A 20,939-nucleotide genomic window follows, 5' to 3' on the forward strand; every position below is an offset into this window, starting at 1 on the left:
TTCCTCAGAAACAGGTTAAAAACTTAACAATGCAAGTAGGAATATACCTTTTATTTTTGACTTTCGTTAGGATTTCTTTTAAATTTTTGCTGTATGAAGAAGATTTTACTTGTTTTAGTCCTCTTTTTGGCACTTTTGGGCACCATTCTAGGCTTAAATATCAAGTCCAGACTGTCCGCCCAGGCCGAGAACCCCCAAACTGTACTCCTGGAAATTCCCAAAGGGAGCTCCCCCAGTAAAGTTTTCCAGATCCTTAAACAGAACGGGGTTTGGACGGACGACCTCGCCTTCCGGTTGACCGTAAAAAAAATGGCCCCGAATCTCAAGGCTGGCTGGTTTGAAATTCCCGCTGGGCTAACACTCCCGCAGGTGCTTTCGATTATCGAGGGCGGCAAGGTCGCCGTGCGCCGCGTGACGATTCCCGAAGGCCGTGCTTCCTGGGAAATCCCCGAATATCTTAAAAAGGCCTACCCCGACCTGAGCGCAGACCGATGGAACAAACTGGTCCAGGACCCGAAGTTCGCCCACTCACTCGGAGTAGACGCCAACTCGCTTGAAGGCTACCTGCTGCCCGACACCTACCCCTTCCCCATCGACGCGAACGAAGAAACAATCATTCGGCAGATGGTTGCTGCGAACCTAAAGCTCCGCGACGAAATGGAAAAGAAGCCCGGCTCCATGTGGAAGACGCTCGGTAACTGGCACAAGGTGCTCACCCTTGCAAGCGTCGTCGAAGAAGAGACGGGAATCCCCGAGGAGCGCCCCCTGATTGCAGGCGTTTTCCACAACAGGCTCCGCATCGGGATGCCGCTCGGGGCCGACCCCACGGTCCGGTTCATCTTCAAGAACCTGACCGGCCCCATCTACAAGAGCCAGCTCAACAGCGACAGCCCCTACAACACCCGCAAGTTCAAGGGACTGATGCCTGGGCCCATCTCGAATCCTGGCCGCAAGGCAATCGAAGCAGCACTTTACCCAGCAGACACCAAGGCACTTTACTTTGTTGCAAAAGACGACGGGTCCATGACGCACTTCTTCAGCAGCAACCTTGCAGACCACAACAAGTACAAGGACGTCGCCGCGAAAAACAGGGGAGAGTAGTCCTGTACACAAAGAACTGCTCACATCTGTATACAGAAAAAAATTTAGATGCCCTAGCTTTTATGCCGGGGCATTTCTAATATTGGCGCCGTATGCAGGTGCAAGTCAAGGACCGTTCCTTATTGAGCCTTTCGTGGCCCCTTTTCATCACCTTCGGTATCGCCACGTGCCAGCCGATGATGGACAGCTGGTTCCTGTCGCGCACATCCGAAGCGGCGGCCGCGGGCGTGGGCTCCCTGATGCCCGTCCTGGGCGCCCTCTTCATGGCCATTCAGGCATTCGCCCAGGCAGGGGCGAGCATCGCTTCGCAGTTTATCGGAGCAGAACGCCCTAGGCAGGCGGGCACCACCCAGACCATGGTTTTGCTCGGAAGCCTTTTGCTCGGAGTCGCCATCACCCTGATCGTCATTCCGCTTGCCGACCAGATTGTCGGCTGGATGGGGCTAGAGGGCGATGCCGCCCGTCACGCCCGCGATTTTTTGCACATCGTTGCCATAGGCTTCGCCTTCCGCGCCCTGCAATCCACACTCACAGCACTCATCGCCACCCACGGACTCACCACCTGGAACCTGCTCGGAAACATCGTCACGATTATTTCGAACGCCGCCATGAATGTCGTCTTCCTGAACGGCTACCTGGGACTCCCGCAGATGGGCGTCAAGGGCGTGGCTCTCGCCACCATGCTTTCGTGGTTTATATCCTCAGCAATCCTATACATCATTCTGCGATTCAAGGTTCACCATAAAATCCGCAGCACCGACTTCAAGCGTTCGCGCGTCATTTTGCCCGACTGGATCCGCATCGGATTTCCTGCCGCGGTCGAGCCCGTAAGCTTCCAGATTTTCCAGGTAGTACTTACCGCGATTGTTGTCCACCTCGGCATTACCGCGATGACCGCGCGCATCTTCAGCGCAAACTTCGCGATGCTCGCTGTCATCTTGAGCGTGGGCCTCAGCTGCGGAAACCAGATTTTGGTAGCCCACCTCGTAGGCGCCCACGATTTTCAAAAGGCCAACCGCCGACTTCACCAGAGTTTAATCGCCGGCAGTGTGAGCGGACTGATTGTCGCCGTCATCGTCGCACTCTTTGGAAGCCAGCTGCTTTCGCTGTATACAAACGATCCCGAAGTCATCCGTCTCGGCAGGCTTTGTCTCTGGTGCGACGTGTTCCTGCAGCCGTTCAAGGCGGCAAACATGGTCATCACGGCAGCGCTCCGTGCATCGGGCGACTCCAAGTTCCCCGCCATCGTGGGTTCCGCCATGATGTGGACCTGCGGACTTGGCACGGCGCTTCTGCTCGCCTTCGGGCTTGAACTTGGGCTCGTCGGTATATGGCTCGGCATGGCGTCCGACGAATTTTACCGTTCCATCGTCAACTATATCCGTTGGCGCAGCGGTAAATGGCAAAAGTATGGCGTCGTCTAGGGCCGATTTCGTCACGCTTTTTTGCATGCCCCTTTTCTTTTCTAATTTATCATTGTATATTATACGGGTATGCTCAACAAGTTTGCATATAGGACGATTTGTAGACCGCAGGCGCCAGGATTCCTGGTCGCACTTTTTTTCGTCTTTTTCGCCACTATATCCTGGGCGCAGGACATCGACAAGCCCGTGAACGATGTCGACGTGTTCCGCCCCGAAAAGCGCGACACCAAGGTGGAACTGGTAGATTCGACCAAGAGCAATTCCGTCACCTTGAATGTGGACATCTTCGCCGACGGAATCATCGGCTCCTACTACATCCTCTGGGACGAGGTGGACCTTTCCGAAGACATCAAGAAGATGATGACCACCCGCGACTTCGCCCGCGACGAATTCTTTATGCAGAACATCGACCGCGAACAGTTCGAACAGGAACGCCTGTTGCAGCTCTTCGAAGACAAGAAGAAGGAATACTTCGCCGTCTTCCCCGAAGAAGCCCTGAAGATGCTTGAAGACGAAGAGAAAGACAAATAGGGCGGCGACTCCGCTATGGGAAATGTGTAATGAGAAATTAATTTCTAGTTACACATCGCACATTGCAAATATGGTGGCTTGTGTTTAGCAACGAGAAAAATTTCAGCGATTGGCATCTTGGCGGTTTCGGAAACGCCCCCGCATATCTTTTCAAAAGTCTCGAAAGCACCCACAGTCTAATGAAGGCCCGCGCCGCAGCCGGAGAAATCATTCCCGGTGCCTTGATTGTCGCCGACACGCAGACGGCAGGCCGCGGCCGCCACGAACGCACCTGGGACTCCCCTGCAGGACTAAACCTGTACTTCAACATCCTGATTCCGCTGGACGGAATCCCGCTCGCCTCGGCGCCGCAAATTACACAGGTGGCGGCACTTACTTTCGCCGAAGTTTTCAAAAACCTCCAAGACGAATCCAACGCAAAAGGTTTCGGAAACCAAAGCATCGGAAAAGTCTCCGTCAAGTGGCCCAACGACATTCTTTGCGGCAAAAGCAAGTTCTGCGGAATACTCGCCGAATTAGTTTATGCAAAAAAAGTAGACCCGGACAGTGCACAGTATTCAACTGCGGCAAAAAATGCGCCCGCGATCAGCATGGGTGTCGGCATCAACGTGAACAGTTCCCCCTCCGATTACGCCCACCTGGGCCGCAGCGTCACTACCCTCAAGGATATCTGCGGCCAGAGCATCAATCGCGAAAAGCTCCTGCAAATGCTTGTTGCAAACCTCGAACGCGCCGTCGGGCAGTTCCGAGCCTTCGGTATTCGCCCGTGGGTTACCGCGTGGAAGCGCATGGACCAGTTTATCGGTGCCCGCGGGACGATTGTCGTCAACAACCATTGCACCGACCAGAACCGCGACAGCGGCGAAGGCGCCATCAAAAAAACAGGCTCCATTCTCGACATGCGAGACGACGGAAGCCTGCTGTTCAAATGCGACGACGGATCTATAGAAACCGTCTATTCCGCAGATCTAGAAATTTAAGTTGAGATTGCCGCGATTTCTAACGAAGCGGCTGGCGCATCACTTTTTTCTTGTCTTGTAAAACAAGCTTCCCACAAGCGAAACAGCAAGCACCGCAATCATCGCGGTAAGGCCCATGTCAGCGAGGTTCTTGTATTCGCCTGCATAGCCCGATTCTATCAGCATAATGAGCACAAGCGCAATCACGGCGGCAGTGGCACCCATGCGTTCAAACATGCGGATTTTTTCTTCGATCGTGAACGGTTTCTTGAAAGGTCCGTTAGTAAAGGGCATCGACGTTACCTCCCATGCAAATCCACACGATGAGCCCAACCATCACAAGAACGCTGATGGCGACATTCGCCAAGAAGAAATCGCGGTTCATGGCGTCGAGGTCGTCGGATTTACGGAACAGGTGAATATAAAGAATGGCGGCAGCCATCAACCCGGTCACCACCCACCAGGCAGTGCCCATTCCCCAAAACACGCCAAACGCCACGCACAATGCAAGCATCGCAACGTGGCTCCAGAACGCAATCTGCAAGGCTCGCTTACGGCCAAAACGGGCGGGCACCGAATGGAGTCCCATCTGTCGGTCGATTTCCTCGTCCTGAGTCGCATAGATAATGTCAAAGCCGCCCATCCAGAGCATTAAAATGACAAGCAGGAATATCGGGAACACGGCAAACTCACCGCGAATGGCAATCCAGGCTCCGAGCGGGCTCATACCGATAGCAAAACCCAGAAACCAGTGACAAAGCCAGCTGAACCGTTTCCAGTAAGAATAAGAAAGCAGCAATAGCCACACCGGTAACGCAAGCATGCCCGCAAGCGGTTGCAAAAGAGCGGCAAAGGCGACGAACAGCACCCCATTTATCACAAGGAATGCCACCACGGATTTCTTGCTCAGGCGCCCCGCGGGCAGGTGCCGTTTCGCCGTGCGCGGATTCTTGGCATCGATATCGGCGTCTGCAATACGATTGAAACTCATCGCGCTGTTGCGGGCGGTCACCATGCACCCCACAATCAACGCAATTATCTTGAGCGTCTCCGTGGCACCCATGCCACTAAAACCATCAGCCGCCACCCACATGGAACCAATCGCAAAAGGCATCGCGAAAAGCGAATGGCTAAAGCGCACCATGTGCCCGAATTCTAAAATCTTTTTCAACATCTTCGCAAGTTCCGACGATCCTTTGCCCAGGCGATTCCTACTTTAATTTTTTTCCTTTCGCCTTTCCTGTAGATTTTGAAACCACCTTCGAGATGACCTTTGAAACAGACAAACCCTTCCATGGTTTCACAATATCGTTTTCCTTAGGGAATGCATTCAAGTGCATCAAAATCTTTGCGACAACAGTATCCACCAGTTCATCAATCGTCTTCGGGCGATCGTAAAAATGCGGCGATGCAGGCACCACGATTCCCCCCATACGAGTAAGGCGCATCATATTGTCCAAATGAATCAAATTATAAGGCGTTTCTCGTGGCACCACAATAAGCGGGCGGCGCTCCTTAAGGCAAACATCCGCGGCACGAATCAGCAGGTTGTCCGACGTTCCCGCCGCAATGCGCCCAAGAGTCCCCATGGAGCAGGGCACCACCACCATGCCCGCATAATCGGCGCTGCCACTTGCACACTCGGCAAAGAAATTGTTCACATCCGGCTGAACATCCACGTAATCGAACAGACGATTCTGTTCTTCGTAGCGCAGCACCCCCTTTCCTGGCGGAGTCACCACCGCAGTCACATGGTGTCCAAGCCTTTTCAAATGCATCGCGGTGCGAACAGCGTAAATGGCGCCACTTGCACCCGTCACCCCCAAAATATACCGACTCATGTCCGTCTCCTAAGTAAAACGCGGTATGCCACCCCAAAAAAGCAGGGCTTTACATGCACCAGTTCAAACCCGTTCGATTCCGCCAAGGCGACAAAATCTTTAACCGGCAAGAATCGGAGCACCGAATTCACCAAATATTCGTAGGCTTCGCGCTTGCTAAAAAAAGCCCCCAGCACCGGAATAAAGAGCGGTGCAAGCCTCTTGTAAAAGAACCTGTTGAACGCATTCCTAGGCGAAAAGAATTCGAGCACCTGCAGGTAGCCTCCCGGCGCAAGCACTCGCGCCGATTCCTTCAAGCCACCCTCGGCGCTAGGCAGGTTGCGCATACCAAAGCCGTTCAAAATGACATCGAAAGAAGCGTCGCCAAAGGGCATCTTCATCGCATCAAGCTGCACCGGCACGGCAATAGTCTTCTTGCCTTTAGCACCTTTCAGCATGCCGTAAGAAAAATCGCCCAACACGGCTACGGCGGGCTTGCCGCCCAACTTTTCGTAGGTCGCCGCAAAGTCGCCCGTGCCACCGCAAAGATCCAACAGGCGCCCGCCCGGATTCTGCCGCCTAATTTCGCGACAGCAGCTGCGGCGCCACAGAATGTCCTGAAAGCAGCTCAGCGTATGATTCAAGAAATCATAACGGGCCGCGATTTCGTCGAACATCTTGCGTACGGGACTCATCATGGCGCCAAATTTAGAAAAAACACCCGCCTTACGCGGGTGTTTCATGTTCAAAAGCGAACCTATGCAGAATTATTCGAATGTAGCCGTAATGGTCTTGTCGCCTTCGACAGTCACGACATGCGGATTATCCGTACTCCCGTCAGACCACGACGAGAAGACTGCACCTGCAGTGGGAACCGCCGTCAGCACCATGGTATTTCCAGCAAAGAACTTGCCCTTGTAGGTTGCGCTCGGAAGTTTCATGCCATCCATAAGGACTGTACCATTGCCGTTGGCGGCAATTGTGAAGGAAACCATGTTGCTCACACCGAACTCGCTCTGGATTTCTGACAAGAAGTCAGAATCGCGACTCTCGGCCCATGTGCCTAGATTTTCTCCATATGGGTCAAAATGGCCATACGAATCTCTTCTTTCCTTATAGGCTTCTACATCCATATCCCTAGCGACATCAGATTCATCGAGCATGTCGGCAAGGAACTTAGCCTTTTCCTTTACATTCTTGGCATTCAGGTAGGAGTCTATCATCACGGCTGCATTGTTGAGGAACAGGCTCTTGAAGGACGGACTTTCAATCAGTTTCGCGTAAAGGACATGGAAACAATGGGCCTTGTCACCGGTGAATTCCTTGTTGGATTCCGTGTGGCACTTGTTGTCGCCAGAACGTCCACCATGCTTGACCCAACTAAACATGTTCGTGTACTCGCCGAATCCGCTGACACCCCATTTCCAGTCAAAGCCATGGTCAAGGTCATAGATCATGAACTTCCAAAGCGGAGCATCCGGAGATTTCCAGACACGCACATTGTTGTTTGGCCAGTCGCCGTTGTGCACATACATTTCGGCAAGCATATATCTTGCAAAGTTACCCATATCCATGAGAGATGCCATGTAGGCGTACGCATCGTTATCCTTGCTGAAGTCGTGGGCTGCGGCATATTCCAGCATGGCTACATATTCGTCAATAGAACCGTTGCTCGCTTCGATATTCTTGCCCAAATGCTTAAGGAACGTCACCGAGGAAGCATCATAGCCATAATTCGTTTCTACAAAGTTCTTGTTGTAGCGTTCGCGCATATCGTGAATGCCGTAGTACTTGCCATTGTAGAACACTACCACCTGGCGGCTACGCTGATAATCGACTCCGCTTCCTTCAAGAATGGCGCCACCCACAGCATCGGCAAAGTAGTCGCTCACGAAACGGTTTCCGTTGTTACGCAGGTTGAAGCCCTTGTACTTGTCGTTTACGCCCTTGCGCGTTTCGAACAACGGGTATTTCAGCCAGGATCCACCATATTCTTCACGCATCACGATGGCGACGGATTTCTTGCGTTCCATACGACTCCAGCCACCCATCAAAGAAATTCCACCGTTGGCTTCCCAGGCCTTTTCCTTGCTGTTCGAGCCATTTTCAAAGAATTCCACATGAACCGGGAGTTCTCCAGAATCATCCGGATAGCATTTGTTAGGGGCGTACATCTGGTCGCAATCCATATCGGGTTCGCCACCGTTCGTCTTCTTGTAGTACTTTTCAAAGAATACCGGATCAACACTTACCGACACCACAGGCATTTTTATCGGGTCTTCGCCGACAAAATAGGTGTTCGTCACGACATCCTTGGTCAAGAGTCCCTGCTTGTAAGCGGCACAGCGCAACACTGTGTTCTGGCTAATCGTGATGGTCGAATTGAACTCAGGGGAGTTTTCTGTCGGAATGGAACCATCCTGGGTGCAGCGCACCTTCATGCCATCAGAAAGGCTCGGCGGATTCAGTTTCACTTCGCTCGAATAGAATCCGCCCTGTGCACCACTGAAGCTGAACTTGGGGGCGACACCGTCGTAGGCAGTCGCCTTGGTATTCGGCTGCTCGGGAGTCGGCGTTGCAAAATATTTCCATGCACCGCCATCGACAATGCCCCAGCTCATGCCTGTAGAAAGTTCAGGATAGTTCACCGAGTCACGCACACCATAAAACGGGTCAATCAGGTAAACCGAACCACCGGTCTTTTCCAGCTTCCAGTTGGTATGAGTCCTGGAGTGGAACTGGTCATTGTCACCCGCTTCGACTGCGGCAATGTTTCCCTTGTCGCAGAACACCGTGCGGAAGGACTTGGCTGCAATCAGCTCATCGCCAAAGATCCACTTGCGCGGCTTGGCAAGATTTTCGACAAGGGAATAACCCTTGAGATTTGCGGCTTCATCGCCGGCGTTGTAAATTTCAATCCAACCCGGATCACTACCGGTCTCATCGAGCCAATCCAAGTTGACCGGGGAAATTTCGGTAATCACCAGAGAAGAGTTGCCAACCCAATGGAGGGTCGTATCGGCAGGAACATACGTCGTGTCGTATTTGTAGACCGTGTCGCCTTTCTCGTCAATCGTTCTGACGGAATCGATGTGCTGAGGTATCGTGTCGTACTTCATCACCGGGTTGCCATTTTCATCGACTACAAGGGTCGATTCAATATGGGCAGGCAATTCTTCGTCTTCTTCTCGAGAAGCCGCAGTCTTGTCATCAGAGCAGGCCACCAATCCTGCAAATAATAGTCCCAGGCTACCAATTATGGCGAAGCCGTTCAATTTTTTGAGCATGTGCACACTGCCACCTATAAAAACGTTTTCCCGGAAATTCCCTATTTCCAGCGCCTTACTTAACACCCTAATAGTAAATTTAGAAGATTATTTAGAAAAAAGGGAAAAATATCGGTAATATTCTATTTACCCTTGACAGGAATCACACATTGTGCTATATTTGGCCTACCAAGTCGGCGCTGTAGCTCAGTTGGTAGAGCAGCGGACTGAAAATCCGCGTGTCGTCAGTTCAATTCTGACCGGTGCCACGAAAAAGACCTCGATTCTTTCGAGGTCTTTTCTTTTTACAAAGCCCCGTCCTTGGGACGGGGCTCTATTGCAGAAAATCACTGAAAGCTACGGGCAGCCTCTCTACGGTAGACCCCGTAGATTTCGTCCCAATGTTCGATAAGAACATCCACCAGCTCCGGCTGGAACTGAGCACCGCGCTGCTTGATGAATTCTTCCTTGACTTTTTCTTCGGGCCAGGGTTGCTTATAGCAGCGCGGACTCGAAAGGGCATCCAGCACGTCGGCAATGGCACAGATACGCCCCGCCAGCGGAATTTCTTCGCCAGCGATACCTCTCGGGTAGCCACGGCCATCCCATCGTTCATGGTGCGAACGGGCAATTTCGGCGGCAAAGCGAAGCAGTTTGCGCTTCGAATTGCACAGCATGTTGTACCCCTTCTCGGAATGCGACTTCATAATGGCGTATTCTTCATCGGTGAAGCGTCCCGGCTTGTTGAGAATAGCATCGGGAATGCCCACCTTGCCCAAGTCGTGCATGGGAGCCGCAAGGCGGATATTGTCCACATCTTCTTCAGGGAGCCCGATCAGCTTTGCAAGCGTGTAAGAAATTTCGGCTACACGCTGAATATGGTCGCCCGTTTCCTGGCTACGGGATTCAGAAGCGTCACCCAAAATATGGATGATTTCGCGCTGGGTAGCCTCAAGTTCAGCATTGAGCATCGCCGATTCGACTGTCTTTGCCGAGTAGACTGCAGTAAGGCTTAGGCGCTCCAAATCCTGAATTGAAAAGACATCCTGCTCTCCCTTTTCGTTCACGCCCTGCTTATTAATTGCCTGAAACACCCCCATGACATGTCCCATCGAATTCATCAACGGAACCGTCATCACCGACGTCGTGCGGTAATGCGTCTTTTCGTCAGACCTACGGTCGAACCTGGGGTCTTGGTATGCATCCTTAATGAGAAGCGGTTCCCCCGTCCTAACCGAATAGCCGACAAAACCTGCATTGAGCGGAATACGAAGTTCGCTCACGCCATGAGCAACCTTAGTCCACAACTCGCCGTTATCCTCATCGACAAGCCACAAAGAGCAACGGTCTGCAGAAACGATGGACCTCCCCAAATCGGCCATGAGAACCAAAAGGTTGTCCATCTTACGCTCTGCCGCAATTTTCGGCATGTAAGAGAACAACAGCTCCAAGATCCTTTGGGATTCCACAACCTGTTTATCTTCCAGTTCTGTCATACTGTGTAAAATTTAGATAAACTTCTTGTTATTCACAACTGCACTTGACAGAAATGGCTTAATTTTTCTATCCTTGGGAAGCCTTGGAGGAATAGGCTAATTGGTAAGTCAGCGGTCTTGAAAACCGCCGCCGTAAGGCTTGGGGGTTCGAGTCCCTCTTCCTCCGCTAGAAGCTCCCTCTAGGGAGCTTTTTTCATTGCACATTCCCCACCTCACACTACACATCACACACTATACATTTAATCAGCATCCCACTCCATCTGACAATCCGCAGCATAGTCGGCAATAGCCGAAGCGGGTTCGTCGTACAGCAACGTGCATACCTTGAGAACGGGGAGGCCTCCCCCAAAATTTCCTTTTTCAAGCACTCTCTCGAAAGCGGCAAGGCAGGCCCCCGTCGTAGCCCCTGTCGTATACACGTCGTCGACAACGATGATCGTCCCTCGAGAAGGCATTTCTTTCGGCAAGACACATTCAAAAGCATCCTGCACATTCCGTTCACGCTCTTCCCTAGAAAGCTTCGTCTGCGAGACGACAAAGGTCTTTCGTCGAAGCCACTTGCAAACCCGACCGTCGGCACATACCGCAAGTGCCGCCGCAATTTTTTCCGCTTGGTTGTAGCCCCGCTCCCTATACCTGGCCCTATGGAGCGGTACAGGAACAAAGTAAAGTGGTTTCGGCAACAGATCCAGTTCCGAGCCCACCACGCCAGAAATCTTTGCCGACGAATGTCGGACCAAGTATGTCGCCATTCCCGATACTCCCTTATACTTAAGAGCATGCACAAGACTTCTCGTGATGGGGCGCATCGGATACAAGCTATACACGTCGGGGCCTGGGAAAAGCGTCACCTTCGATACACGTTCCAGTTCGGCGACACAACCGGGACACAGCCACGGGTCCAAACGTTCCGAAGCCCGACCGCAACCAAGGCACTCCGCCCCGAACACAAAATTTTCCATACTGCGAATAAGATTCATCGAATACTCCAAAGGACAGCGAGTGTCCCTCTTCTATATACGATCCTTTTTCGAGATGTGTGAAAATTTGCCCCCAATAGGGGGAACTTTTATCTTCTGCGAGCCTGGTACCTTAGGCACAGCAGGAATCCGACCAGCACCATACAGGTCAGCGCAAACGATCCTCCATACGACAGGAATGGGAGCGGAAGGCCAGTCACAGGCATGAGTCCTACCGTCATGGCTACATTCACCAGAATATGGAACAGGAAAATGGTAGATGCCCCCATCACCATCAGAGTCACGAACGGATCAGAAGACTGCTTGCAAATAGAAGTTGCCCGCCAGAGGAAAAGGGCGTAAAGGACTAGCACCACGGCACACCCCGCAAAGCCGAATTGTTCCCCAAGCACGCTAAAGATAAAGTCCGTATGTTCTTCGGGCAAAAACGCAAGGTTGGTCTGCGTTCCGTTACCAAAGCCCTTTCCGGTAAGCCCACCCGAACCAATCGCCGTAAGCGACTGGAGCACCTGATAACCATCCCCCAGAGGATCGCTCATCGGATCAAGGAACGTGTTCACGCGCTTCTGCTGATGTGGTTCCAGCATATTCCAAGCCATGGAACTTGCGTAACCCGCGAATATATTCGCAAGCAAAATAAGGCCCGTAAGAATCTTCGGAAGCTTTCTCCTGAACAGGGCGAACACGACGGCACAAATAGACACTCCCCATAGGATTTCAAATCCAATCGCCTGCGAATGGGAAAACAGCACCGAAAGTACGGGGCTCACAATCAGGAACATGTCGGTGAGCGTAAGGCCTGCAAAAAAGAAGCCGACCATGGTCACGGCAATAAACACGAGTGCCGTACTCAGATCCGGCTGCTTAAGGACCAAGGCAAACGGGACTATGAAAAGGAAAAACGGCACCACGAAAGTCTTCATCTTATGCAAGCTGACCGGATGCTTCGAAAGCCAATACGAAATAATCAGAAGGTAGGCAATCTTTGCAAATTCAGAGGGCTGCAGCTTGAAAATGCCAAGGTCAATCCAACGACCGGCACCCTTTACCACATCGCCCGCAAAAAACAGTACAACGCACAGCAAAATCAGCGACAACACATACAAAGGAACCGCAGCCCGCTTCAGCCAATCAATTCGGACAAAGATAAGGGCCGCTGCAAAAACTATTCCGAAAAGGAAATACACAATCTGCTTGAACCAGAACATTTCTACAACAGGAATGTCTTCGGCAATCGTCGCCGAATACACCAGCGACACACCGCAACTCATCAGAGCGAGTGTAAGCAGAATGAACAGCCAGTCAAATTTCAGAGACTGGTCAAGGAGTTGTCTGGGTTTCACCTTTTTCCTCCTCTTCCTTCGCCTTATTCTCGAAATAGGCACTCATCACTTTCTTCGCAATAGGTCCCGACACGGAACCTCCGCCACCCGCCGCTTCCATAATCACTGCAACGGCAATTTCTGGCTCATAAAGCGGGGCGACAGCCGCATACCATGCATGCGTCTTCTCACCCTTCTTCCATTCACCAGAACCGGTCTTGGCCCCCACGCGGATTCCAGGAATCGCGCCACGCTTACCGGTACCGCCCGGATGGTTCACCACAGAATCCATGGCAGCAAGCAGAACACGGTGCGTATATTCCTTCATGTTTCCGGGGCGCACAATTTCTGGTTCGTAACGCCGCACTACATTTCCATCGACATCGCGCAGCTCCTTCATGAAGTGCGGCCTGTAGACGCCCTTACCTGTCGCAAGGGAACCGATCAGGGTCGCCTGCTGCAAAGGAGTCACAATCTGGCCCTGGCCAATGGAAAGGTTCAAGATAAGTCCGCGAGCCCAGCGCCAGCCCAAGCGTTTGTTGCGTTCATTAAAAGACATGGAATCCGGAAGCCACCCAGCCTTTTCTCCAGGAATGTCGATACCGAGGGGCTTTTCTCCCAAGCCGAAGCGTCGACCGAACTCGTTGATCCGCGCCATATCGATGTCGAGCCCCGCCTGGTAAAAGAACACATCGCAACTCAGGCGGATTGCATTTACCACATTCAAGCTACCATGCGTTCCCCAGCATTTCTGGTAGCGTGCGCCATACTGATAGCCACCCGTGCAGGGCTTGGGATAAAACTTGTTTTCGGTAAGAATTCCATTTTCAAGCCCTGCGCCCGCCGTCACCAACTTGAACACCGATGCAGGCGGATATGTTCCCGAAATGGCTCGGTTCGTGAGCGGTCTCATGGAATCAAGCGCCACATGCGCCCATCCCTTGTTGCGTTCACGCTTCTTCAGCGAGAAAATATTCGGATCCAGTCTCGGCGAAGAGACCATCGCGAGTATTTCTCCATTGCGCGGGTCAATTGCAACGAGCGCCCCCTTCGCCGAATCAGGGATAGCCTCTTCGGCAACCTTCTGCAAACGCAAATCGATCGTAGAAACTAGGCGAAGCCCAGGAACGGGCGGAGTACCATCGACGCCATCGACAGTGCCCACCTCACGGCCAGATGCATTCACCTCGACAAGTTTCATTCCGTTCTTGCCGCGGAACTCCTTGTCGTAGAACTGTTCCAATCCCTTTTGTCCAATACGGTCTCCCTGCGAATAGCCTTCGTACTCCGGCAGTTTCAGCTGCTCTTCCGAAATTTCACTCGTGTAGCCAAGGGCATGCGAGGCAAGCGTCCCGTACGGATAATCGCGCCTCGATTCTATCACCGTCATCACGCCAGGCAGATCTTCGGAATGCTCTTCGATAAGCGCCACCTGTTCCGGCGAAGCATCTTCAAGCAAGCGGATAGGTCTGTTCTTGATCCAGCGGGAACGCTGAAACGCCGTATCCAGCGAAAGAGAATCAAAAAGTCGAGCCCCCGACGCATCGCGAATGCCTAGCAGCCTGTCAAACAGCGAATCGCGGGCGGACTTCTTGCGGGGCATATTCATCGACAAGAGTGCAATCTGGTAAGAGGGGCGGTTACGAACCAGCACTTCACCGTTGCGGTCATAAATGTAGCCGCGCTCTGCAACCAGCACCACCTTGCGGATACGATTGTTTTCGGACCGCTGCAAGTTTTCGTCGTAATGGGTGTACTGGAGCGAAAACAGGCGGGTCAGCAGAATGGCGAACAGGATAACAACACCCACCATGTAGATGAGCACATTCCAGTTCCTGTTCTGCAGGACATCGTTTTCGGACAAGCCCTTAAGCATGAGTTTTCTTTTTCTTGCCAAGATCCAGGTAGAAGAATATTCCACCGATTAGCAGCGTATATAGACATTCAGGCAAAGTTTTTGTCAAGAACAGATTCGTAATGACATCTTTGGAAAGTCCCGTCACGGCAAAGTAGATCATGTCACAGATAAAAAAGCCAAGTCCAAGAACACCCACCTTTGCAGGCAGGTTCAATGACAAAAAGCGTTCTTCCAGCTGGCCCACCGCAAAACCGAGCACCATCATCGAAATGGAATTGGCCCCGAGCCATTCCACCGGCGCATACACATCCTGCGTAAAGCCCGCAAAAAATCCCCAGAAGCAACCCGCAGCGGGCCCCATCTTTATCGCCACCGCCACAATGAAGATGATGACGAAATCGGGAGCAACATCAAAAAAACTCATCCAATCTGCAACAGTCAGCTGCAATGAAAACACAATCACAAACAGGATAAGGACCTTGAGCCATTTCAAATTACTCATCGAGAAGCTCCTTTACGATCCAGTCCGGTTCTTTTTCCATCACAAAAACTTCTTCCAGAATCGAAAATTCCTGGAAAGGTTCCACATCCATCTGTCGCATCACATCCAAGTCGGCCATACGGACTTCCTTCACGGTCCCTACAGGAATTCCCTTCGGGAAAATTCCTCCAAGTCCAGAAGTCACAAGCGTATCGCCCACATGGATTCCCGCATGGGCCGGCACCAAGGCAGTCAATCGACGACCTTCCATAGACTCAAGGAAACCCACCACGCGCGTGCGACGGTCCATTACAGACAACTTAATATTCGGGTCAACGAGAAGTTGCACCCGGGAATGGTTAAATGTCGCCTTCGAGACTTTTCCAACAAGCCCGTTCATCGAGAACACGGGCATATTTTCCTTCACGCCATGTTCCGTTCCACGATTGATGATCATCGTCGTAAGAAAGCGTCCAGGATTATGTCCAACAACACGCGCCGTCACAATCGGATAATCCCACTTGTCATCAAACCGGACCAGCGTATGCAGTCGGGCGAGTTCCTGGAGACCTTCGCGGGCATGGTAAGTCTCTTGCCGCAACCTTGCATTTTCTTCTTTCAGGTGCTCATTTTCTTCAACAATCGACTGGTAATGTCCTACCGCCGAGACAATCCTCTGGGCAGGATAATATATCGTGGATAGAGCCGTCGTAACGATGCTTTCGCGCACCGGTTCCGGCGACTGCCGCATCAAAAGACCAAGCACCAGGAAAAAGACAAAGGCAACGATACCGTGCCTTTGAGTGAACAAGTCGACTATAAAGCGGATAGCCCTAAGCATCGATTTGCAGTAAACGACTAGTTAGAAGAAGCGATAAGCACCGGACGATACTTGTCCAAGTCTTCCAAGATTCGAGCAGCACCCTTGCAGACGCAAATCAGGGCTTCATCGATTACATTCACAGAAAGTCCCGTCTCCTTACGGATGCGTTCGTCAAAGCCACGCAGCTGGGAGCCGCCGCCCGTCATAATGATACCCTTGTCGTAAATGTCGGCAGAGAGTTCCGGCGGAGTAATGCTCAGAGCCTGCTTCACCGCCTCGATAATGGCAGTCACGGGTTCGTTCAATGCTTCACGAATTTCGGCACTGTTGATGGTCGTTGTGCGCGGCATTCCAGCGAGGAAGTCATGGCCCTTCACGTCCATCGTGAGTTCTTCTTCCAGGGGGCTTGCAGAACCAATCTGAATCTTGATTTGTTCAGCAGTGCTGTCGCCTACGCAAAGGTTATACATCGTGCGCAGGTAACGGACAATAGCTTCATCCATTTCGTCGCCACCCACACGCACAGAAGCGTTACAGACGGTACCATTCAAGGCAATCACGGCGATATCGGATGTACCGCCACCAATGTCCACGATCATGTTACCGACAGGATCTTCCACGGGGATGCCCATGCCAATGGCAGCAGCCATCGGTTCGTGCACCAGGTGAACTTCCTTTGCGCCAGCCTGCTTGGCAGCGTCGATCACGGCACGTTTTTCTACCTCGGTAATGCCACTCGGAACACCGACCACCACACGAGGTTTCACCATCCACAGCGGGTACTTCTGAACGCGCTTGATGAATGTCTGCAAAAGGTTTTCGACCAGTTCAAAATCGGCAATCACGCCATCACGCATCGGACGCACCGCACGGCTTTCACCGGGAGTCCTACCGAGCATTTTCTTCGCCTCGAAACCGATAGCGGAAACACGGTTATTCTTGCTGTCCACCGCAATAACCGTAGGTTCATTGATGACTATTCCCTGACCAGCAACATGGACCAAAGTGTTTGCTGTACCAAGATCGATACCGATATCGCAAGAAAAGAGGCCGAACAAAATCCAATCCTTTTGTTTGAAATTAAACTTTCTGATTGAAATATAGTTTTTAGACGAGAGACGAAAGAATTATTGCTTACTCAAAGTTCCGAATTCTGTATTCCGACTTACTTTAGCGAATCCGCGCCGAACTTCCATTCTTTCTTGTAACGGTCCCACCCGCGGGTGTTCACGTCATAGCGGTACTTGCGCTTCTCATGCATGGCGATGTCCCTGTAGATAAAGAAATCGACTTCAGCGTAAGCCGCGTAGATTCTAGCCTCCGCCCCTTCGAACAAACGAAAGTCCTTCACGCGGTAATAGGGAGTGTCCAACAGCACGCTCTTATCCTTCGAAGAACGGATCGTCTCAGCGACCATGAACTTCAGGTCTTCCTGCAAATAGGGTGTTAATTTGTTTTCAATCCGTTCCGTCGGTTCAGAACAACCCACGAGGAATGAGACACATGCCAGTAGAATTAAGGAGATAAATTTCATATTTAAAATGTAGGAAGTGGGAAGAAGGAAGCAGGAAGTGCTTAAGAGAAAAACTGTCTACTAAAGCAAAAAACGCCCCTCTTTCGAGAAGCGTCTTCGTATTCAAGTCCGAGCTATTCCAAATGGATTAGAACGAGTAGGTTGCATCGAGGCGAGAGAAGATGCGGCCTTCACCCTGGAACGGGTTACGGAACAGCAGGTCTTCAGCAACGGTCACGTCGATCTTCAGGCGTTCTTCGATGTTGATACCGAAACCGAAACCGACATGGTCATCGTTGGAACCGTCAGCCAGCGGGTTGGTCGTAAAGAACGTTCCGTCGTCCTTGCAGATACCATAGCGGCTGTCGGTGTATTCGTTCTTGGAGTTCACGCTGCAGTCGGTGTAGAGGATGGACTTCTGACCGCCAACGCGAATCACGAACCAGTCCCACCAGATATTGCGTTCGATACCGAAGCTGATTTTGCCCCCCATATCGGAGCGCTTGTCCCAGTGCGGGTTGTCTTCGTTGCGGGAATCATAAACCCATGCGCCGCCATTCACAGACTTATCGTAGACCCAGTCGTGAGCCTTCTTCTGATTCCAGATGAAGTCGAGGCCGAGCCAGAAGAAACCGCGGTCCATGGCCACGTTGATACCCATGCCAGCCTGAGCAAGCTTGTCTTCAATGCCAGGAGCCTGGGCAAGCTTCATAGAAGCGGCCGGAACCAGTTCACCATCGAGAGCTTCGAGGGTGAAGAAGGCGCGTGCCTTGGCAAGAATCGTGAAGTCGCCATCGTCAAAGAAGTCGTGGCGATCCGGGCCGTACTGGATACGGGCAAGGCCACCGGACACTTCGTAAGAGGTGCCGCTACCCGTCTGGAAGTTCAAGCCACCGTCCAACTGAATGATAGACGCATAGGCATCGTCATTAGTCTGGTAGGTGCCGCTTTCATCGAGATCGCCACCATCCTGGTGAGCGATGTAGATGTGGAGGCCCCATGCGTCACCGCTGGAGAAGGTACCACCCAAGAAACCATCGAAGTTCGTCACGGTTTCGGGAACAACAGCATAGCTGTTAGTGCCAGTCTGCACATAGTCCGGCAGATACATGGCGAGATCCGGGTTGATGCGACCGAAGAGGCCACCGATCGTGAACTTCGGATCGGGATTGTTGTCGTCACCAAAAGAAACAGAGAAAATACCACCGAAGGTCGGGTGCTTAGGATCCTGGTTGCCACCTGCAGTCAGGTCGTTATCGGTATAGGCACCGAAGCCACCGATCAAATAGTTGGAATAAAGGTTGGCGTTGGCCGCATTGTCAAAGATGCTCACATCGTCCATGATGTAGGTCGTGTTCTTACCCATAGATTCCACGCGTGCAAAGGTTGCAAAAGCGGAACCCACGCCAAGAATACCAAATGCGGTACCAACCGCGGCAGCAGTTCTTAAGTTCATTAGAAAACTCCTCTTGAAATATCTGCTATAAAGTTAGCTTTATTAAATCAATTTCGCAACAAAATTTTAAACAAAATCATCTTTTTTACATACAAAAAAGGCCGAGCAGAGGCAATAGGCTGGAAGCCTATTGTCGAAGCGAAGGGTGAACAACGACTTACTAATCCTTTTGGAGCTCTCATTTTTCGTTGTTCACAATATGAAAAAGGCCGAGCAGAGGCAATAGGCTGGTAGCCTATTGTCGAAGCGAAGGGTGAACAACGACTTACTAATCCTTTTGGAGCTCTCATTTTTCGTTGTTCACAATATGAATAAGGCCGAGCAGAGGCAATAGGCTGGTAGCCTATTGTCGAAGCGAAGGGTGAACAACGACTTACTAATCCTTTTGGAGCTCTCATTTTTCGTTGTTCACAATATGAAAAAGGCCGGACTTGGCAGTCCGGTCTTTTTTCAAGTTTTCGCCGAATTATTCGGAGAAGGTGAACGGGATCGTAACAGTGGTGTTACCAGACTTCACCTTGCTGAACTTCCAGCGGCTCACAGCGCTCTTGACTTCGCCGTCAAATTCGCCGTAACCGGTCGTAGAAGAAGCAATGGAAATGCTGATGATTTCACCACCCGGAGCGATCGTGAACTTCAAGGTAACCTTACCCTGGAATCCCGGTTTCTTCTTCAGGAACTTGTTGTAGATGTGGCGCAGACCCGGCGTACGCTGACGCACAACCTTCATGATGTCTGCAGCGGAACGAGATCCACCACCGGCACCCATGTCGATATCGCGTTCAGACGGGGTCTTGATGGAGCCCTTGGCCTTGGTAGCGATACCACCGCCACCACCACCGAGAAGGCCAGCGAGACCGTCACCGATACCACCGGAACCACCTTCGGCGTAACCTTCGTTAAAGCCACCGTCAGCCTTACCGCGACGGCCACCGAGAACGGTCTTACCCGTTGTCTGGAGACCAGCCACGTCCTTCAGCACCTTGTCGATATCCTTGGAGAACTTCTGGTTCTTCATGAGGTCGTAGGCACCGGCGGAGGCATTCTTGGTCTGAGCAGTCAGGAGCTTAAGCACGCCACGAGTCTGGGGAGCGTTGGGCTGACCCTTACCACGCGGCTTGCCACCACCACCAGCCTTCTTACGAGGCTTCTTGGGTTCTTCCTTCTTCTTCTCTTCCTTCTTCTCTTCCTTCTTTTCATCGATGGTCATAGAAGCGGTCAAGTCAGCAGCTGCGGAGTCATCGAACACGACTTCGTCCACAACCTGCTCGTACATGGAAGCCCAAAGGCAGATAGCCAAAGCAACGACTAAAGAGATACCGGCGATAGCACCCATCTTCTTGTCGGATTCCGGCATCAGGGACGCTACTAACGGATCTACAGCAGGAGCATTCTTTTTAGTCTTAGCCATAGTTTATTCCTCCCCGCCGTTCTTCTGCATCACGGCGAATGCAATGTGCGTATAGCCAGAGAAGCCGCAGGTGGCCATGACCTTGTACATTGCATCGTAAGGGATGTTCTTGTCGATCTGCACAACGATGTTACCGGCTTCGTCAGCAGGGAGACCAGCCTTAAGAGCGTGTTCCTGTTCCGTTGCACGGCGTTCCTTAAGAACGGAGTCGACCTTGGTCACAAGAAGATCTTCTTGCTTCAAGACGTCTTCGGTAGGAATAATCTTTGCGTTATCGACCACAACATAGTTGTTATCGACCACGACCGTCAAAGCCACTTCCTTCGGCTGCACCTTGGAGGTAGACACCGGAAGAATAAGGTTTTCGGCCTGGGTCAAAAGCTGACCTTCAGCGTCCAAGTTCTTGATCATGAACACCAGAATGATGGTCATCATGTCCATCATGGACGTGAGGGAGAAAGGTACGTCTTCGCTAAATTTACGAGTCTTTCTAGCCAT

20 protein-coding genes and 2 tRNA genes are annotated in these 20,939 nt (G+C 51.8%); 6 read left to right on the forward strand and 16 right to left on the reverse strand.

Annotated features, from left to right (window positions below):
- Window positions 1-93 precede the first annotated feature (93 nt).
- The 4 genes from mltG to ACKI61_RS01050 all read left to right on the forward strand — a co-directional run bounded on the left by mltG (window position 94) and on the right by ACKI61_RS01050 (window position 4,036).
- Window positions 94-1,101, forward strand: coding sequence for an endolytic transglycosylase MltG (mltG, locus tag ACKI61_RS01035; protein WP_407455962.1), 1,008 nt, complete (start codon window positions 94-96; stop codon window positions 1,099-1,101).
- A gap of 92 nt (window positions 1,102-1,193) precedes the next feature.
- Complete coding sequence (locus ACKI61_RS01040; RefSeq protein ID WP_407455963.1) at window positions 1,194-2,525, forward strand: MATE family efflux transporter; 1,332 nt, start codon at window positions 1,194-1,196, stop codon at window positions 2,523-2,525.
- 69 nt (window positions 2,526-2,594) lie between these two features.
- Complete coding sequence (locus tag ACKI61_RS01045; RefSeq protein ID WP_407455964.1) at window positions 2,595-3,056, forward strand: hypothetical protein; 462 nt, start codon at window positions 2,595-2,597, stop codon at window positions 3,054-3,056.
- A gap of 80 nt (window positions 3,057-3,136) precedes the next feature.
- Window positions 3,137-4,036, forward strand: coding sequence for a biotin--[acetyl-CoA-carboxylase] ligase (locus ACKI61_RS01050; protein WP_407455965.1), 900 nt, complete (start codon window positions 3,137-3,139; stop codon window positions 4,034-4,036).
- A 39-nt stretch (window positions 4,037-4,075) separates the two neighbouring features.
- On the opposite strand, the gene ACKI61_RS01055 is transcribed toward ACKI61_RS01050, so the two are convergent.
- The 5 genes from ACKI61_RS01055 to ACKI61_RS01075 all read right to left on the reverse strand — a co-directional run bounded on the left by ACKI61_RS01055 (window position 4,076) and on the right by ACKI61_RS01075 (window position 9,122).
- Complete coding sequence (locus ACKI61_RS01055; RefSeq protein ID WP_407455966.1) at window positions 4,076-4,309, reverse strand: hypothetical protein; 234 nt, start codon at window positions 4,307-4,309, stop codon at window positions 4,076-4,078.
- Window positions 4,296-5,189, reverse strand: a complete 894-nt coding sequence (locus tag ACKI61_RS01060) for a 4-hydroxybenzoate octaprenyltransferase (RefSeq protein WP_407455967.1) — start codon at window positions 5,187-5,189, stop codon at window positions 4,296-4,298. The genes ACKI61_RS01055 and ACKI61_RS01060 overlap by 14 nt, the downstream gene beginning before the upstream one ends.
- A gap of 37 nt (window positions 5,190-5,226) precedes the next feature.
- Window positions 5,227-5,856 (reverse strand): UbiX family flavin prenyltransferase, encoded by a 630-nt coding sequence (locus ACKI61_RS01065; RefSeq protein ID WP_407455968.1) that lies wholly within the window; start codon window positions 5,854-5,856, stop codon window positions 5,227-5,229.
- Window positions 5,853-6,533 (reverse strand): ubiquinone/menaquinone biosynthesis methyltransferase, encoded by a 681-nt coding sequence (locus ACKI61_RS01070; protein WP_407455969.1) that lies wholly within the window; start codon window positions 6,531-6,533, stop codon window positions 5,853-5,855. The genes ACKI61_RS01065 and ACKI61_RS01070 overlap by 4 nt, the downstream gene beginning before the upstream one ends.
- A gap of 69 nt (window positions 6,534-6,602) precedes the next feature.
- Window positions 6,603-9,122 (reverse strand): CotH kinase family protein, encoded by a 2,520-nt coding sequence (locus tag ACKI61_RS01075; protein ID WP_407455970.1) that lies wholly within the window; start codon window positions 9,120-9,122, stop codon window positions 6,603-6,605.
- A 175-nt stretch (window positions 9,123-9,297) separates the two neighbouring features.
- Here ACKI61_RS01075 and ACKI61_RS01080 point away from each other — a divergent pair.
- Window positions 9,298-9,370: transfer RNA gene (locus ACKI61_RS01080), tRNA-Phe, on the forward strand.
- A 78-nt stretch (window positions 9,371-9,448) separates the two neighbouring features.
- Here ACKI61_RS01080 and ACKI61_RS01085 read toward each other — a convergent pair.
- Window positions 9,449-10,597 carry an HD domain-containing phosphohydrolase gene (locus ACKI61_RS01085; protein ID WP_407455971.1) on the reverse strand — a complete coding sequence of 383 codons (1,149 nt, stop codon included), beginning with the start codon at window positions 10,595-10,597 and terminating at the stop codon, window positions 9,449-9,451.
- 85 nt (window positions 10,598-10,682) lie between these two features.
- On the opposite strand from ACKI61_RS01085, the gene ACKI61_RS01090 reads away from it, so the two are divergent.
- A tRNA-Ser gene (locus ACKI61_RS01090) sits at window positions 10,683-10,763 on the forward strand.
- A 73-nt stretch (window positions 10,764-10,836) separates the two neighbouring features.
- On the opposite strand, the gene ACKI61_RS01095 is transcribed toward ACKI61_RS01090, so the two are convergent.
- The 10 genes from ACKI61_RS01095 to ACKI61_RS01140 all read right to left on the reverse strand — a co-directional run bounded on the left by ACKI61_RS01095 (window position 10,837) and on the right by ACKI61_RS01140 (window position 20,939).
- On the reverse strand, window positions 10,837-11,577 hold the full coding sequence (locus tag ACKI61_RS01095; protein ID WP_407455972.1) for a ComF family protein: 741 nt from the start codon (window positions 11,575-11,577) through the stop codon (window positions 10,837-10,839).
- Between the two features lie 89 nt (window positions 11,578-11,666).
- Entirely contained in the window at window positions 11,667-12,920 is a 1,254-nt protein-coding gene (gene rodA / locus ACKI61_RS01100; protein ID WP_407455973.1) for a rod shape-determining protein RodA, read from the reverse strand.
- Complete coding sequence (gene mrdA, locus ACKI61_RS01105; RefSeq protein ID WP_407455974.1) at window positions 12,898-14,775, reverse strand: penicillin-binding protein 2; 1,878 nt, start codon at window positions 14,773-14,775, stop codon at window positions 12,898-12,900. Before mrdA ends, rodA begins: the two co-directional genes overlap by 23 nt.
- A complete protein-coding gene (mreD, locus tag ACKI61_RS01110; protein ID WP_407455975.1) occupies window positions 14,768-15,259 on the reverse strand; it encodes a rod shape-determining protein MreD in 492 nt (163 codons plus the stop codon). Before mreD ends, mrdA begins: the two co-directional genes overlap by 8 nt.
- Window positions 15,252-16,079 (reverse strand): rod shape-determining protein MreC, encoded by an 828-nt coding sequence (gene mreC, locus ACKI61_RS01115; protein ID WP_407455976.1) that lies wholly within the window; start codon window positions 16,077-16,079, stop codon window positions 15,252-15,254. Before mreC ends, mreD begins: the two co-directional genes overlap by 8 nt.
- A 17-nt stretch (window positions 16,080-16,096) precedes the next feature.
- Window positions 16,097-17,119 (reverse strand): rod shape-determining protein, encoded by a 1,023-nt coding sequence (locus tag ACKI61_RS01120; RefSeq protein WP_407455977.1) that lies wholly within the window; start codon window positions 17,117-17,119, stop codon window positions 16,097-16,099.
- A 107-nt stretch (window positions 17,120-17,226) separates the two neighbouring features.
- On the reverse strand, window positions 17,227-17,595 hold the full coding sequence (locus ACKI61_RS01125) for a hypothetical protein (RefSeq protein WP_407455978.1): 369 nt from the start codon (window positions 17,593-17,595) through the stop codon (window positions 17,227-17,229).
- A gap of 127 nt (window positions 17,596-17,722) precedes the next feature.
- The gene (locus tag ACKI61_RS01130) at window positions 17,723-19,030 is read right to left on the reverse strand and encodes a hypothetical protein (RefSeq protein ID WP_407455979.1); all 1,308 of its coding nucleotides are present in this window, start codon (window positions 19,028-19,030) and stop codon (window positions 17,723-17,725) included.
- A 466-nt stretch (window positions 19,031-19,496) separates the two neighbouring features.
- Window positions 19,497-20,441 (reverse strand): TonB family protein, encoded by a 945-nt coding sequence (locus tag ACKI61_RS01135; RefSeq protein ID WP_407455980.1) that lies wholly within the window; start codon window positions 20,439-20,441, stop codon window positions 19,497-19,499.
- Window positions 20,442-20,444: 3 nt separating this feature from the next.
- Window positions 20,445-20,939, reverse strand: a complete 495-nt coding sequence (locus ACKI61_RS01140) for an ExbD/TolR family protein (protein WP_407455981.1) — start codon at window positions 20,937-20,939, stop codon at window positions 20,445-20,447.

This window comes from Fibrobacter sp. (genome assembly GCF_045601785.1).
Lineage (GTDB): Bacteria > Fibrobacterota > Fibrobacteria > Fibrobacterales > Fibrobacteraceae > Fibrobacter.

Bases quoted from the DNA above. Each gene is read 5' to 3' on its own strand.
- mltG (WP_407455962.1), top strand. From the start codon at position 94: ATGAAGAAGATTTTACTTGTTTTAGTCCTCTTTTTGGCACTTTTGGGC.
- ACKI61_RS01040 (WP_407455963.1), top strand. From the start codon at position 1,194: ATGCAGGTGCAAGTCAAGGACCGTTCCTTATTGAGCCTTTCGTGGCCC.
- ACKI61_RS01045 (WP_407455964.1), top strand. From the start codon at position 2,595: ATGCTCAACAAGTTTGCATATAGGACGATTTGTAGACCGCAGGCGCCA.
- ACKI61_RS01055 (WP_407455966.1), bottom strand. From the start codon at position 4,309: ATGCCCTTTACTAACGGACCTTTCAAGAAACCGTTCACGATCGAAGAA.
- ACKI61_RS01060 (WP_407455967.1), bottom strand. From the start codon at position 5,189: ATGTTGAAAAAGATTTTAGAATTCGGGCACATGGTGCGCTTTAGCCAT.
- ACKI61_RS01065 (WP_407455968.1), bottom strand. From the start codon at position 5,856: ATGAGTCGGTATATTTTGGGGGTGACGGGTGCAAGTGGCGCCATTTAC.
- ACKI61_RS01070 (WP_407455969.1), bottom strand. From the start codon at position 6,533: ATGATGAGTCCCGTACGCAAGATGTTCGACGAAATCGCGGCCCGTTAT.
- ACKI61_RS01075 (WP_407455970.1), bottom strand. From the start codon at position 9,122: ATGCTCAAAAAATTGAACGGCTTCGCCATAATTGGTAGCCTGGGACTA.
- ACKI61_RS01085 (WP_407455971.1), bottom strand. From the start codon at position 10,597: ATGACAGAACTGGAAGATAAACAGGTTGTGGAATCCCAAAGGATCTTG.
- ACKI61_RS01095 (WP_407455972.1), bottom strand. From the start codon at position 11,577: ATGAATCTTATTCGCAGTATGGAAAATTTTGTGTTCGGGGCGGAGTGC.
- mrdA (WP_407455974.1), bottom strand. From the start codon at position 14,775: ATGCTTAAGGGCTTGTCCGAAAACGATGTCCTGCAGAACAGGAACTGG.
- mreD (WP_407455975.1), bottom strand. From the start codon at position 15,259: ATGAGTAATTTGAAATGGCTCAAGGTCCTTATCCTGTTTGTGATTGTG.
- mreC (WP_407455976.1), bottom strand. From the start codon at position 16,079: ATGCTTAGGGCTATCCGCTTTATAGTCGACTTGTTCACTCAAAGGCAC.
- ACKI61_RS01125 (WP_407455978.1), bottom strand. From the start codon at position 17,595: ATGAAATTTATCTCCTTAATTCTACTGGCATGTGTCTCATTCCTCGTG.
- ACKI61_RS01130 (WP_407455979.1), bottom strand. From the start codon at position 19,030: ATGAACTTAAGAACTGCTGCCGCGGTTGGTACCGCATTTGGTATTCTT.
- ACKI61_RS01135 (WP_407455980.1), bottom strand. From the start codon at position 20,441: ATGGCTAAGACTAAAAAGAATGCTCCTGCTGTAGATCCGTTAGTAGCG.
- ACKI61_RS01140 (WP_407455981.1), bottom strand. From the start codon at position 20,939: ATGGCTAGAAAGACTCGTAAATTTAGCGAAGACGTACCTTTCTCCCTC.